This window comes from Pantoea sp. Ep11b, assembly GCF_040783975.1.
Lineage (GTDB): Bacteria > Pseudomonadota > Gammaproteobacteria > Enterobacterales > Enterobacteriaceae > Pantoea.
Genome location: NZ_CP160631.1, coordinates 477,326 through 491,759, shown reverse-complemented (window position 1 = coordinate 491,759; position 14,434 = coordinate 477,326). Strand labels below are relative to the sequence as shown.

Here is a 14,434-nt window from a genome sequence, read left to right as displayed (position 1 = left end):
CGATGAAACTTATTGGCAGCTACACCAGTCCGTTTGTGCGAAAGATTTCAGTCATCATGCTGGAAAAAGGCATTACGTTTGAATTCGTTAACGCATCGCCTTACAGCGATGACAGCCATGTGCCGCACTACAATCCGCTGGGCAAAGTCCCGGCGCTGGTCGCTGATGATAAGCAAATCTGGTTCGATTCCGGCATCATCGCGGAATTTCTGGAGCAGCGCGGCGCGGAACCGCACCTGCTGCCAGCCGATCCGCTGGCGTCACTTAACATCCGCCAGATGGAGAAGCTGGCGGATGGCATCTGCGATGCCGCGCTGGTAATCGTCCGCGAGCAGTTGCGTCCGGGCGATCGTCAGTCAGAAGAGGTGCTGCTGCGTCATCGGGAAAAGATTCAGCGCAGTCTGGACATGCTGGAGGCGAAGGTGGCAGAGGGAAAATGGCTCAATAACGGCCAGCTCAATCTGGCGGATATCGCTACCGGCTGCATGATCGGCTACCTCAATTTCCGCCGCGTGGTGCCCAACTGGTGTGTTGAACGTCCGGCGCTGGTGAAACTGGCGGAAACGCTGTTCCAGCGCGAGAGCTTTGCAATGACGACGCCGCCTGCGGCGTGAGGGTGTCCAGAGCCAGAACCATTAAAAGGGACAATGGTGTCTGGCTGCATGTTAGGGTCATGTGTTAATTAAGGTCAGCGGAGGTCTAGTGCCAGGTTATAGATAAGTAAAAATTATATTTAATTGATTACATTCATTCCTGCACCTGGATTTCCCCTCAAAAATTTCAACTATCCCTCCGGCCACCCGGAATTATAAAAAATAATTAATATGTATAAATTTTATTAAAAACTAATCATAAGTAAATTGATAATTTATAATATAAGACCCTAATTTATTAGTATGAGCAGTCACCCACACTTTAGTCATACCTTGCTTCCTGTCATTGTATAAATTTGTACGATTTGTACAAAGTTGAAGCCATCTTTTCGTATGAGCATCTTCAATCCACAAGCCAGCCTCACAATGGCTATATTTACCAACTGCCGGACCTGGAAACGTAACCTCATATTCAGACTCGTACTGAATAATCTTACCAGGCGCGATATAAACATAGACACTGTAACAATTCAGAATGCAAATAAAACCAACAGAAAACCCACACCCAAAAGCTTTCAGTACATAGGTCGCTGATTCACCAACTGGTCTGAAATAAACAGCCAGCCCCGAAAAGATAAGACCCAAAATTGATGCAACAGTAACATATGTTGTCCACTCAGGAACACTTTTCATTAATACAACACGTCTTGCGACGCCATCTGCCCACATCAGATACCATAGCCATGCTGCAAATATGGTAAAAAAAACGGCGAGGAATAAATAGCGCTTAATCTTTCCCTTTTCATAAGCTGAAACAAAACCGCTTCCATGCATTTTGATCCTTCCTTTGACAATCGGACTGTTAAATTATTTTTTAGTTAAAAATTTTTAAATAAAATTTATTTTAAGCAACTAACTTTTATAATGGGGTAATGGTGTCTGGCACAGTAGGACGCTTTATCTGCTGGTCAGCAACAGAGCTGATCGCAGGAACCGATACAGTGGTCGGGAGCCTGATAACCGTGCGAACAAACAGGTTCTTTCAACGCGATCACCGATACGGATTCCGGTGATTTCATCTCATGCCTGCTTAATAAATTCCTGCGGACAATCTCGTTAACAATACGCTCAGGAACATTATCAGCCTCGCATGTTTTATCATCATGAACAATAATGCGGCTTGCGTTTTCATACCCTGGTGCCCACATATTATTATCAGGTAAATTTTTATAAACGGCGATGAGTGGTTTTTTCCACGCAGCAGAGATATGTACTATCGAAGTATCAGGTGTTATGACCACATCCGATTCTTTAATTAATGCCATCACATGATGCAACGTACAAAAGGGGTTTTTTACAACACCATCAGGAAGCGGTACCAGTAATTCGTTACGATGATCCAGAATAATTAACTTTATTTGTTTGCCTTTATTATTAACGAGATGAACAAGCTCCAGCAATTGCTGTTGTGAGAAATTCCTTTCTGGCGTACCTGCAAAGGCATTAACAATAATCTTTTTTTTGTTTTTTCAGGGATCAAGAAAAAATTTTACCTCATCAAGCACACCATCAGGAAAATACAAACTATAATCGGCGCTGCCTTTATCTTTAACACCAACAATTTTGCTGAACAAAGACAGTAATTCTGTAACGTGCTGCTTTTTATTTTTAAAACGAACTGAAACGGTGTAATGGCCGATATCAGGTTTTTTATTTAACCCAATAACGAACCTCGCATTGATATCATTAAACAGTTTCATCCGATGCACCGGCATTTCGGATAAAGAAGGGTCGATAATCAGATCATATTTATTTCTATTTAGCATCTTTATCGTTGCCTTTGAAACGGTATGATTCAAAGACTTCAGGTAATGGTTATAAGTGCAATTTCTCGCTTTATAAATATGCCTGATAAAAGGGTTGTATTTTATTACGTCGTAACAGGCTTCAGTTACCAGCAAATCAACTGCATAGCCAGCCTGATGAAGCGACCTGATGAGTGGGGTCGAAACGATGATATCACCCACTTTGCCTTCATTGCGAACAAGCAATATGGTTTTCACAGAGTCAGGATTAAAGGATACTTTTGCACGTTTATCCCACAGAAGCTTTGCAATTGAGATTCTTGCTTCGAGCTTCACCTTTTTGAGATAGTAATTTTTTCTTCGGTTCCACTCGCGTATTTTTTTGAATGATCCCGTTGATACCGTGATCCTCACATCCTTATTCATTTCGCCCCTCCTGCTTCCTGAGTACATCATTTTCATGATACCCAAACATCATAAATGAGCAGCTATTTATGTATATATAAAATTTCCAATAAGCGTGTAATTCTACAACACCCGAAAACGCTTAGACCATATAATAACCCTTTTTTATTTCATAGAATTATCATTCATCTAACATCGCTGGTTGGGATTTTGATATAGATACCTATCAACTTTTAACCAAATACACTTTACTGCATCATACGTTACGATATGGCAATTCAGGTTGCCATATATAAGAATTTCACTTACAGATAACCAATGCTGAATTGTGATTAATTATTTAATTAAAGAGAATTAATTAAAAAATTGGGAAACCATGATCTTTATTAACTGCATGCTTATTTCGTTCATAGCAGCGGGAAAAACGCTTTTGGAGATAGTATTATCCATCGAAAAAAATCCGTTTTTCAGAGATGCCTCGCAATCTATTCCGAAGCTTTCAGCGAGTTTACAAAGCAGACGGTGTATATTTGAACAGGAGAAAACAGTAAAGGAAGCGCGTAACGAGAGATTATTAGCGCGGGCTGAAGGTGGTGGAACACCAGCAGCCCGCTGACCACGACTAACTGGATAGGAGTTAATTATGGCTGGAACAGATTCTACGTCAGAACCCGTCACATCCCAAGCACGCAAAAGCATCGTCGGATATCGCCCCAACGGCGGCAGACCAAATCCCTTGCCTCAACTGACCATCAAAGGGCGATGGCTGGAACAGTGGGGATTTATTAAAGGACAGCCGGTCAGCATCATTGCCAAACAGGGTCAGCTGATTATCCGCATCATGCACATCATGGAGGAGAACGTATGAACATCACTTTTATTCAGGAACCCATCCCGGAACTGACTATCGCTGGCGGCAAGCTGGCGGCACCCGGATTTACCACCGACACACCAATCCGGCTGATGCTGCGGGATAACGCGCTGACAGTGACCACCGTGACCGATGAAGCGGAGTGGAAAGAACTCTGCGAAGCCAGCCAGCAGTGGCAGGATTTGGGCGCGGACTGGGTGCGGGAGAACGGCGGGGTGATTATCGGCGGCAGCTGGCTGACCGGTTTCGGTATTACTGAGGCGGGACAGCTCGAGATTACCGCTGCGCCCGGCGTGATTCGGTTGCAGCGGAGGTAAGCGAGAGGATTCAGGGCTTAAAGCAAAAATCCCGGCGCAACGGCCGGGACTTCAGAAGATTATTCAGGATCTGATGGGGGAGTTTTACGCGATTTGTACTTATCGATCAGATTAAAAACTATTGAGGCTAATGTAATCGCTGTTCCTGCAATACAACCAAAAATAATAGCTCTCTTAATCTGTCCATCAGGTATCAAGAAATATCCATTCTTAATATATACAATGAACGATGCACCAGCTCCTAAAATAAAACAGACCAGTATACAAAAAACACAAGAATAAATTACAAGCTTGATATAGGCGATCATTTTCCACCCTCATTTCCTTTTTCAGATTCAGAGGACTTTTGCGGAGCCGGTGTATTCAAGAGATCTTTTGTATATCCACCTAAAAATTCTGTCCCAAGTGAGCCGATAGCATCAAATATGAATCCAGGAGCTTCCTTTCCTGTTATTGAACTAACTACCCCTGGTGCATATTCACCAAATCCCCAGCCCAGTCCAGCGCCACCTGCTGCGATACCAATCGATCCAGTATCAGCTCCATCAGTAAACACTGCACCACCTGCCGCTATCCCAACATTCTGCCAGACGTTACGGCCTGGTGCTAACGCACCAGTTACAGCCGCAGAAGCACTTCCCCAGTAATCCCATGTCTTTTGCTGATTTTCAGGCAGGCTCTGATTCTTTTCACTGTTTATATCAATCCACTGATAGGTGCCATTTGCTATTTCCGCTATCGTTGCGCCCGCCACAACCTTCCCAATGCTCGCTGCTGGCCCTATATAACCTGCACCGGCAATCAACACACCATCTTTATAACCGTCAACGATGACTTTGGTGATATTTGCGCCTTCTGGCAGATCACCTTTCGCATTCTTACTCAGTGCAGCGTTGATCTCTTCTGTTATCGCTCCTGCTTCTGCCATTGACATTCCCAGCGTTGAGGCTGCGCCACCGTAGCTGTTCAGCCCTGACGGCAGACTGAACATGTCGTTATTCTCGGACGTGTTCTTTCCTGCCTGCGCACCTGCCACGGCTGAAGCCGCACTATCTGCGGTAAGTCCGACTGCCAGCCCGCCTGCCAGCGTGCTCAGAGCTGATATGGTCTGCTTCTGCGTTTCATTCAGTCTGCTGTAATCATCCGTGCCATACAACGTTTTCGCTATTACGGAAGTTGCGACGGACGCGGTTGCTGCACCTGCCGCTCCGGTTAGTGCTGAGTTACCTGATGCCTGCGCCACTACTGCACCAACAACCGCATGGGCCATCAGGTTTGCTTCCGGGTTGCCTTCCGTCAGCCTGTGTATCTCCGTCGCCAGGTATGGCGCGGCCGCGCCGCTTATGGCCTGCGCCACGCTACCGCCCGACAGCCCCTGTACCGCCGCCGTCACCGCGCTGATGGCACGCTGCACCTTACCGCCCGTTCCGAACCCGGTCTCCGCAAACGCCTGCTTATAAAGGTTGCTGTATACCTGGTTATTAACGTCACTTTCGCTGTACTGCTTCGTCGGATCCTTCGCTTTCAGCTCTGCCAGCGCCCTGTCGCGGTCGGCCTGCGTGGTCCCGGACATCTTATCGTTTGCGGCCTTCGTCGCGATTATCTCGCCCTGCGTCCGGGCGATATCCCCCGCCTGCGCGCCGATTTTCCCGATGAGCTGCGCCGCCTTCAGCCGGTTCTGCTCCTTCTCTTTATCAAAGATAACCTCCAGACCCGGGTTCGCGTTCGCCACGTCATGGCTGAGCTCTGCCACGTCCTGCTTCTGCTTCGATGAGTCGCGGATAACAATAGTGCCCTCGCTCACCGCCGACCTCGTGGTGCTTTCCGCGCTGCCGCTGTCGTTCAGCCCCGCCAGCATCCCGTTCGCCATGTTGCCCTCAAACTGGCTGCCGATGCTGCCGCCGGTGCTCATCCCCGCGCTCTGGTGTTCGGTTTTGTAGTCCGCGTGGTTCTCTATGTCGCCAAAGCCCAGCGTGCCGGTGTCGAGCCTGTTCAGGCTGGCATCTGCCGTACTCGCGATAACCGCACCGTTCAGCTGCGTGTGTTCACCAGCCGTCACGTCAAAGCCGCCCCTGCCCGCAAAAATCCCGGTCTGCTCCGCCACGCTCTGCCAGTTGCTGTGCATCTTATCCCGGCTCACGTTCACGTTCGCCGACCCGGTCATCGAGCCGAACGTGAAGCTGCCGCCCGCGCTGGCGCTCTGCTGCTTACTGTCGTAGCGGTCGCTGTCCTGCTCTGAGGTCAGCGTCAGGTTGCGGCCCGCGTCCACCTTCACACTTTCACCATTTGCCTGCGCGCCCGTGAGCGTGGTGTCGCGCCCGCTGGTCAGGCTGAGCTGGCTGCCCGCGTCCAGCGTGGTTTCGCTGTGCGTCAGCCCGTTGCCCTTTTCGCTGCCCTTTGCCGCATTGACGCTCGCCGACACGCTGATGCCGTAGCCGCCTGAACCCACGCCGATGCCGACCCCGACGCTGCCGCCCCTGCTGCTGTTTTTGCTGTCGGTGCTCTGCGTGTTCTGCGCCGACTGCAGCAGGATGTCCCGCGACGCCGCCAGGCTCATATCACCGCCCGCCTTCAGCTGGCTGCCGGTAATGCTGATATCGCCGCTCTGCGCCGTGCCGTTTTTGCCGGTTGCCGTGACGTTAAGGTTCCGGCCCGCCGTCAGCGTGCTGCCCTGCGACCGGCTGCTCTCAGTTCGCGTCTCGCTTTTCGACGACTGGCTGCCGTATGAGGCGCTGACGCCGATGGTATTGGTCGCGCCCGTCTCATAGTCTTTATCGCCCGGACTCCGGCCTGCGGCGGCATTGTGTGCATCCGCCGAGGCCGTGTTCAGCCCGTCCATCTGAACCGCCTGCGCCGCCTGCACCCCGTTCAGCGCCGCCTGGGTATTCTGCAGCGCGCTGACCCGCCCGTCACCCGACTTCCTGGCCTGCTGCGCAGTACTCACCGCCGTGTTGAGCGCACTGCCCGCCGCACCCGACAGGGCAAGCGTCAGTCCGCTCTGCTTCGTCTCGGTCTTCTCGGTGCGCGTCCGCTGGTCATAGCCCGGGTCGATGCTCACGCTGTCGCCCGTCAGGTTCAGGTCTTTCCCCGCCACCAGGTCCGCGCCGCCGACGTGGAGCCGGTTGCCCGCCGTGATGTTTACGCTGCCCTGGCTGCTGCCGACGGTGCTGACGCTCTGGCTCTGGGTGGTACCTTTCTCATCGATTTCATGGCGGGTCGACTGCTTCCCGACTGTAAAGCCGATGCCGCCGCTGCTCAGCAGACCGCTCTTTTTCTTTTCCTCCAGCTGATAGTGGCTGTCGGTCTCGGTGGCTGCGCCGATCTCCACGTCGCGCCCGGCACGCAGGTTCACGTCCCGCTCGGCGGCAACCGCCGAGCCGGTCACCGTCAGGTCGCGCCCGGCGATGACCGTGACGCTTTCACCGCTCAGCAGGCTGCCGTTCTCACGGGTAGTAATGTCCTGCGTTACGCTGTGGCCGCTGCTTTTGTTCAGCAGACCTTTATTCTCTGAGCGCTCCTCGCTGTAGAACGACTCCCGTTCGGTGGCAGTATTCAGCACAATGTCCTGCTTCGCCTGCAGCCCGACCGCGCCCTGTTCACTGTGCAGTGTACTGCCGGTCACCGTAACGTCGCCCTCGCGCCCGATCACCGTTACGCCCTGCTGCCCGCTGAAGGTACTGCCGGTGCTGCTCTCACGAGAGTTTTCCTCCTCGCGATGGCTGCGGGTCTTGCCCTCGCGCTTATTCTCGCTGTCCTGATCAAGCACGCTGGCACGCGCATCCTTAATGGTCACGTTCTTCGCACTGACGCCAATTTGGCCCTGTGAACTGTCAACCTGCGCGCCTTCGGCCTGCAGGTTATTGCCCGCCACCACCGCCACGCCCTGGTCACCGCTCAGGGTGCTGAGCAGCAGACGATCTTCCTGACGGCTGTTGCTGACCGATGAAGTCCGGCTATTGGCCTCAAGATGGGTGGTGTTGGTGGTGGTTTCAGCGCCGATGCGAATGTCGCCGCCAGCCTCAACCCGGGCTGAGCCGGAGGCGCTGGCCTGGCTGCCGGTCAGCGTCAGATCACGCCCGGCAGAGAGCAGGATGTTACCACCGGCGCTAAGCTCACTGCCCTGCGCCTGCTGCCACTCGCCGCTGACCTGCGCCATGCGCTTGCCCGCCTCTTCCATGCCGCGGCTGGTACGATTGCCCATCGCCCCGGCGATAACGTTCAGGCTGCCGCTATGGCTGCTTTTCGCGGTACCGATCTCAAGGTTGTTGCGTGCGCTCAGGCTAAGATTATCGGTCGCATTGAGCTTCGCACCCTGTAGCCGGATATCGGTGCCGCTGAGGCTGATATCGTCAGCGCTCATCGTCGCCTGCCGCAGGGCATTCTGCAGATCGGTGCTGATCGTCAGCGTCTCCGCTTTCACATCAATGCTGCCCGCTTTGATGTCGCCGCCCAGGTGCAGGAACTGCCCGCTGTCAACGGAAAGCGCCTTGTCCGCAAAGAGATTCCCTGCGTTGGTCACGCTGCCCGCTGAGAGCTGCAGATTACCGCCGCCAATTACTGCGCCCGCGCCCGTCACGCGCAGTGTGGCCGGTGCCAGATAAACTTTTGGCACCCACACGGTCTGCGGGCCGTTCGCCGTATCAACCGTTTCGCTGACCAGCCAGACGATATCCTGCTGCAGTGCTGCAATCTGTTGCGGCGTCAGCGCCACGCCCGGCACCAGATGGAAATCCTGCGCCACTTTTGAGCCGTTGTTCATCAACGCCTGGTACTGCGCCATCGCATCAAAGCCGTTAACAGAGGCCCTGCCGGTCAGTTTCAGGACCTGCTCACGCACCAGCCGCTGCTCATAAAAACCATCGCCCAGTCGTTTATGCACCTGCGACGGGTCATAGCCCACCCGTTCGAGCAGATAATCACTGCTGATGAATTTATCCCGACGCGTAAAGCGCTCATCAGTGACCACCAGGAACGGACTGCCCGCCGCGGTATGCTGGCTGAACAGGCCGTTATTGGGGATAGTTGTGGCGACTTTCTCCAGCTGTTGCAGCGCCGTCAGCGCCAGCTCAGCCGGTAACAGCGGGCGAGCATCGTCACCCGCCTCAAGCTCTGTATCGCCGTCATGGTGAGCGACACCGTCCATAGTGAAAGCCAGCGGGTTGCGTTCATACTCCGCGCGCTCGGCGTCGACCGCCTGCAGCGCTGCCTCAAGCTGGCTAACCTGCGCCTGATTAACGGTGGTGTTACTGATGTTCGCTCCGCTGATACTGACGTTACCGTTGCCGGTGATGATGCCGTCAACGGTAGCCAGGGCAGTGGTCTGGTCAGAATGGAAGGTCGGATACCAGTGATGGGTATTCTGGTCATAATGATCGACAATTAGTTCCTGACGGCGCTCATTGACCGAGTAGCCCCGGTTATCAACGCTGCCACCGCCATCCACGGTCAGATTGCCGTTGGCCGTGATCACGCTGGCATCATTGAGTAACGCGCCGGTGATGCGCAGGATCATGTTGCCACCCGCCAGGATACGGGCGCCGATGCCTTCACTGACCAGCCGATCACGCGTTACAGTGCCGGTTACAGTTCGTTCACGAAAATTGTTGTAATCAGTGACGAACGGCGCATTGTCGATGTCGATATGCTTTTCAGGATCCCACTGCTCAATACGTCCACTGTTTGCTTCGCGCCAAACCGTGTTCTGGTAAGGGGTTGGGACGTGCTTTTGCCGCAACCCACGGGTTTCATAGAACGTCATGGCATAGGTGCCGTCGGCATTGGGGTTGAGCGCCAGATAGTTAACCCACAGATCGGTCAACACGCCCTGATTGTTCATGACACGGACCTGGGCGCGTTTGCCTGCAGCGTCAATCGCCAGCAGCGTGCCGTAAGGATTACTCTGCGCGGCCGCCTCATCCTGGAAGGTCAGCTGCTGAGTGGTTGACGCCATGGTGCTGAGTTCCGTATTGGTCTCTCCGCCGTAAGAGCGCCAGTAATAGTTATATCGATGCCACTTGTAGTCATTAGTCTCAGCGTCGCGCTCAATCACCAGTTTTTCGCGCAGATTATCGAGCCGTCGCGCCTCCAGTGTCATATCACCGTCGGCTTCGATAAAACTCGCCCGGTTCTCAATCAGGTCATTGCTGAGTAGCGACAGACGATCGCCGCTGTAAAGCAAGGCGCCATCTTTGTTGCTCAGCCGCTCGCGGGCTTCCAGCGTCAGGCTTTCGGTGGCCGCGATGACTGCCGGCTGGCCATGGTTATCGATAACCCGACCCAGCACGGTGACCTCATCGCCCATCACGGTCGCGCTGTTATCCAGCGAGTCGACATTCAGCGTCAGGGCGTCCGCTTCAAGACGCCCGCTGTTCAGCAGCGCACCGGCCGTGAGCTGCACCGTTTTGCCTACCAGCATTGCTGGGTTAGTGATAGCCGTGGCATTCAGTATCAGATTACCTGGCAGCAGCCAGTCGGCCAGGTTCGTGAACGCTCCGCTCAGCGAGAAGGTCACCGTGCCATTACTGCTGAGGGTTTCGCCTGCCTGGTGGGTATAGTCCTGTTGCGCGGTCAGCGTCAGAGCCTGCAGGCCCAGCAGCGTACCGCCCCGATTGTCGAGGGTCTGTGCATGGATGTTTAATGCGCCCGCACTCTCCAGCCGTCCACCCTGATTCAGCAGGACAAGCGGGGAATCGGTGGCCGGCAGATCACCATTGATGTCGAGATCGCCATTGGCCAGCATCTGCCCCTGTCGGTTATCCAGCCGGGCAATGCCCCGCAGCAGAAGCGTTCCGGCGCTTTGCAATCGTCCGGTGCTGTTATCAATGTCACGGGCAGTCAGGGCGGTGTGAGTAGTACCGAGGATCAGACCCGCGTCGCGGTTGCTCAGCCGATCTGCCTGCAAGGACACCGCCGCCTGGCTGCTCATCACCCCCTGCGCGCTGTTATCGATCGTCGTCGCGTTCAGCACTAAATCCTGGGTGGCAACCAGCTGTCCGCCCTGGTTATTCAGCTGCGCGGCCGCCAGCGTCAGCGCAGCGCCGCTGTGGACTTTGCCCTGCTGGTTGTTGAGCAGATTGATGGTGTAGAGACCCGCGCCCTGGCTGATCAGCGTGCCGCCGGTATTGTCCAGCTGTCCGCTGGTCAGGTTTAGCGTCTCGCGGCTGCTGAACACGCCCTGACGGTTATCGATTGTCGCGGCATTAACCTGCTGTCCGCCATTGCTGCGTACCGCGCCGCCGCTGTTATCTAACGAACCCTGCAGGTTTAGCGTGAGCTGTTGCTGGCTGTCGATGCTGCCGCCTGCATTGTTCAGCGTCTGCGCATCCAGCTGAAGCGCATTGCCGCTCTGCACTTTACCGGCCCGGTTATCCAGATCCCCGGCCAGATTCAGCCGCGACTGCCGCTGACTGTAGAGCAGACCGCCCTGGGTGTTATCGAGACGCGCAGCGGTGATGGCCAGCCCCTCACCGGCCAGCCACTGGCCGCCCGCATTGTTTATGTTACCGGTACGGCTGCCTTCGGTCTGACCCTGAACGGTTAGTTGCTGCTGAGCAGAAACTTTACCCGCCAGGTTGTTGATAGTCTGCGCAACGCGTAACGCCATGCCAGAAGCCGACTGCAATACACCGCTGGCGTTACTGAGCCAGTTTGCTGAGAGTTCAGTCTGCTGCTGACTTTGCACGCTGCCGGCCGTGTTATCGAAACCAGCAGTCGTGGCAGTCCAGCGCGCCTGGCTGCCCATCCATCCCTGCGCATTCCCGATCTCCTGCGCCTGAAGCGTCTGGCTTAAGCGGCTGAAGATGCGGCCGTTGCTGTTATCCAGATGACCGGTGAACTGCATATCCAGGGTGTCCAGCGCATTGATGGCACCCTGAGCATTAAACAGATTCACAGCGCTTGCCTGCGTGCGGCCATTACCGGTCAGGGTGCCGCCCTGATTGTCCCAGTCACCCGCCAGGTTGAGCGTCAGCGCCTGCTGGCTAAGCACCTGTCCTGACTGGCGATTGCTCAGCGCACCACCCTGAAGCAGCAGATCGCCGCCACTTTGCAGCGACCCGCCATCGTTATCAAACAGTGTCGCGGAGGAGCCATGGACCGCGAGGGCGTTTTGCGCCGTGAGTTTGCCACCCTGGTTGAGGATATCGCCGCGGCTGGTCAGGACCAGATCGCCGCCAGACTGCAAACGGCCGCTGGCGTTATTGAGTTGATCTGCCGTTGCCGTGACCCGCTCACCACCCTGCGCCGTCCCACCGCTGTTTTGCCAGAATCCGCCGCTGTTGAGCAAAAGATAATGACCCGCTTCGACCCAGCCGCCGCGGTTGTCCAGGCCCTGTGTCGTCGTCAGGCTCAGATCCTGCAGCGCAATCAGTTTGCCCTCTGTGTTGTCCAGTCCGCTTGCTGTCAGGCTCAGATCGCGCTGGCTGATGATCTCGCCCTGCACATTGTTCAGATGCTGCGCGTTCAGCGACAGCTGGCCGCCGTTCAGGGTACCCGCGTGATTATCCAGATCGCCGCCTGCGCTGAGCGTCAGCACATTACCGGCCAGCAGATTACCCTGACTGTTATTAACCGCGTCACGGGCAGTGATCGCCAGCGACGCCTGTGTTTTGACGGTGCCGCTCTGGTTATTCAGGCTGCCTGCCTCAAGCGCCAAATCGCCGTTGCTGCCCAGTTCACCCGAGGTGTTGTCGAGCAGTCCTTCAACCCGCCAGTGCTGCGCCGCGTTATCCAGTGCAACCATCCGGCCACGCTGGTTGTTCAGCGAGATGCTCTGCAGATTGAGCTGCTGGCTCTCAATCGAGCCGTCGCTGTTGTCGAGCCCGCCAGACAACGTAAAGCGGCTTTCGCCACTTCCGGTCTGCGACCATCCCGCCTGCTGGCTGAACAGGCTGCGTCCATCGATCTGCCAGCGTCCGGCGCTGATTTGTGCCTGCTGCGCGTCGATATCACCTGCGGTATTAATCGTCAGTTCATCACTGTTGATGACCGACTGCCGTACAGCAACACCCTCTTCCTGAGCAATCAGAGAGGCGCGGCTGGCGGCAACCTGAGCGCCACTGAGATCGACCCGGCGTCCGCGCGCGCTGACCTCTTTTTTGCTCAACAGGCTGCCGCTGGCGCGAATAGTATCCTGGCTCTCCAGTTGCAGACTGGCTTCCTGCACAATCTGGCTGCTGGCGTCGCTGCCTGCCAGCAGGTGTCCACTGCTCTGAATGCTGCGGGCCGCCTTCAGTTGCACATCACCTGCCGCCGCCAGGGTGCCGGACTGGGTAATCCCGCCTTCCCGACTCTGAACCGTCAGCTGACCGCCACTGTGGAGTTTGCCCTGATAATCAACGCTATCTCTGGCCGCCAGGCTGATGTTACCACCGGCCTGGGTAACGCCATCCTGTGCCGCTGATTGCCAGACGAGTTTGCCTTCGCTGCTCACTACCAGCGTTTTACCCGCCTGCACCTGAGCGTTCTGATTCCGCACGCCGACGCCCGCTTCGGTGCCAATCATGCGGATCTGGCCGCTGTACATGCCGCCCATCTGGCCCATGTCGATCGCCAGTTCAGGTCTGGCGCTGCCGTCGTCAGCCAGCGGTGTGACCGTCTGCGCGTCTGCGCTTACGCGGTTGCGACCGGCCACCACCGCCAGCTCCTTTTTGGCCCAGACGCCCGCATTGATCTCCACCGCGCGGGCCAGGACGTCAACATACTCAGTATCATGGCGGGGATCGCCGTTGAGTCCGCCGCCTTCAATGCGCACCACACCACGTTCAACCTGATAACCCGCCAGGCTGCCGTCAGCGTTGAGCTGCGGTTTGCCGGTGGTCAGCGTCATGCGCCCGGCATTGATCGTGCCGCATCCGTTGCAGACGATCCCCGCCGGGTTAGCGACAATCACCTGCGCCCGTCCGCCCGCCACTTCCATATAACCGCGAAGCTGGCTGGGATTATTGCTGTTCACTTCGTTGAGGATCACCCGCGCCGGTGCTGCGCCGGGCTTGAGGTTGGGGTTGCCCTGAATCATTCCGGCCAGTTGCGTGGAGGTCATCACTGCGGAGTTATTCAGGATGGCACCGTTCTGCGCGACATCGAACTGCTGATACTGGTTATGCGAGATACCTGCCTGATTAGGCGCAGTAATATTGACCTGCGGCAGCCCGTTCTGCGTAGCGATGACGTCTGGTCGCTGACCGGGCATCGCACTATTGTCCGCCACAATGCCGTTTGCCAGTGCTGGCCCGGCACACAGCGCCAGTCCAAGCAGCCACGTCGTGCGGCGTAACGTGACCCAAAGACGCGGCGCGCCGTTGCCACGGCTCTGGCCGGGTTCCGTGCTGCAACTGCGGGCAAGTTCTGACACCACCCGGAGCTCACCATGGGTCCGGCTGAAGATAATGCGATAGCAATGTTTATTCATGGGGTCACATCCGTGTGAAAGTCAGAAGTTCAGCC

General features: G+C 55.4%; 9 protein-coding genes. 4 read left to right on the top strand and 5 right to left on the bottom strand.

The window, feature by feature from the left end:
* Positions 1 to 2 precede the first annotated feature (2 nt).
* Positions 3 to 614: a glutathione S-transferase gene (locus AB1748_RS02350; RefSeq protein ID WP_111141321.1), complete on the top strand. Its 612-nt coding sequence runs from the start codon at positions 3 to 5 to the stop codon at positions 612 to 614.
* 231 nt (positions 615 to 845) lie between these two features.
* On the opposite strand, the gene AB1748_RS02345 is transcribed toward AB1748_RS02350, so the two are convergent.
* From AB1748_RS02345 to AB1748_RS02335, 3 genes are all read right to left on the bottom strand, one after another.
* Positions 846 to 1,427, bottom strand: coding sequence for a hypothetical protein (locus tag AB1748_RS02345; RefSeq protein ID WP_367395961.1), 582 nt, complete (start codon positions 1,425 to 1,427; stop codon positions 846 to 848).
* A gap of 134 nt (positions 1,428 to 1,561) precedes the next feature.
* Positions 1,562 to 2,104, bottom strand: a complete 543-nt coding sequence (locus AB1748_RS02340) for a glycosyltransferase family 9 protein (RefSeq protein WP_367396312.1) — start codon at positions 2,102 to 2,104, stop codon at positions 1,562 to 1,564.
* A gap of 18 nt (positions 2,105 to 2,122) precedes the next feature.
* Positions 2,123 to 2,824 carry a glycosyltransferase family 9 protein gene (locus AB1748_RS02335; protein ID WP_367395960.1) on the bottom strand — a complete coding sequence of 234 codons (702 nt, stop codon included), beginning with the start codon at positions 2,822 to 2,824 and terminating at the stop codon, positions 2,123 to 2,125.
* A 355-nt stretch (positions 2,825 to 3,179) separates the two neighbouring features.
* Between AB1748_RS02335 and AB1748_RS02330 the strand changes: the two genes are divergently transcribed.
* From AB1748_RS02330 to AB1748_RS02320, 3 genes are read left to right on the top strand one after another with little or no spacing between them, the layout of a single operon-like run.
* On the top strand, positions 3,180 to 3,419 hold the full coding sequence (locus AB1748_RS02330; RefSeq protein ID WP_293770709.1) for a hypothetical protein: 240 nt from the start codon (positions 3,180 to 3,182) through the stop codon (positions 3,417 to 3,419).
* Between the two features lie 27 nt (positions 3,420 to 3,446).
* Positions 3,447 to 3,671, top strand: coding sequence for a SymE family type I addiction module toxin (locus AB1748_RS02325; protein WP_293770711.1), 225 nt, complete (start codon positions 3,447 to 3,449; stop codon positions 3,669 to 3,671).
* Positions 3,668 to 3,991, top strand: a complete 324-nt coding sequence (locus AB1748_RS02320; protein WP_367395959.1) for a hypothetical protein — start codon at positions 3,668 to 3,670, stop codon at positions 3,989 to 3,991. Before AB1748_RS02325 ends, AB1748_RS02320 begins: the two co-directional genes overlap by 4 nt.
* A 59-nt stretch (positions 3,992 to 4,050) precedes the next feature.
* Here AB1748_RS02320 and AB1748_RS02315 read toward each other — a convergent pair whose 3' ends face one another.
* Together AB1748_RS02315 and AB1748_RS02310 are read right to left on the bottom strand one after the other, a co-directional pair.
* Positions 4,051 to 4,299: a hypothetical protein gene (locus AB1748_RS02315; RefSeq protein ID WP_288477248.1), complete on the bottom strand. Its 249-nt coding sequence runs from the start codon at positions 4,297 to 4,299 to the stop codon at positions 4,051 to 4,053.
* Positions 4,296 to 14,399, bottom strand: a complete 10,104-nt coding sequence (locus AB1748_RS02310) for a hemagglutinin repeat-containing protein (RefSeq protein ID WP_367395958.1) — start codon at positions 14,397 to 14,399, stop codon at positions 4,296 to 4,298. The genes AB1748_RS02315 and AB1748_RS02310 overlap by 4 nt, the downstream gene beginning before the upstream one ends.
* Between the last annotated feature and the right edge of the window lie 35 nt (positions 14,400 to 14,434).

Coding starts and splice junctions, on each gene's coding strand:
- AB1748_RS02350 (WP_111141321.1), top strand. CDS start 3: ATGAAACTTATTGGCAGCTACACCAGTCCGTTTGTGCGAAAGATTTCA.
- AB1748_RS02345 (WP_367395961.1), bottom strand. CDS start 1,427: ATGCATGGAAGCGGTTTTGTTTCAGCTTATGAAAAGGGAAAGATTAAG.
- AB1748_RS02335 (WP_367395960.1), bottom strand. CDS start 2,824: ATGAATAAGGATGTGAGGATCACGGTATCAACGGGATCATTCAAAAAA.
- AB1748_RS02330 (WP_293770709.1), top strand. CDS start 3,180: ATGATCTTTATTAACTGCATGCTTATTTCGTTCATAGCAGCGGGAAAA.
- AB1748_RS02325 (WP_293770711.1), top strand. CDS start 3,447: ATGGCTGGAACAGATTCTACGTCAGAACCCGTCACATCCCAAGCACGC.
- AB1748_RS02320 (WP_367395959.1), top strand. CDS start 3,668: ATGAACATCACTTTTATTCAGGAACCCATCCCGGAACTGACTATCGCT.
- AB1748_RS02315 (WP_288477248.1), bottom strand. CDS start 4,299: ATGATCGCCTATATCAAGCTTGTAATTTATTCTTGTGTTTTTTGTATA.
- AB1748_RS02310 (WP_367395958.1), bottom strand. CDS start 14,399: ATGAATAAACATTGCTATCGCATTATCTTCAGCCGGACCCATGGTGAG.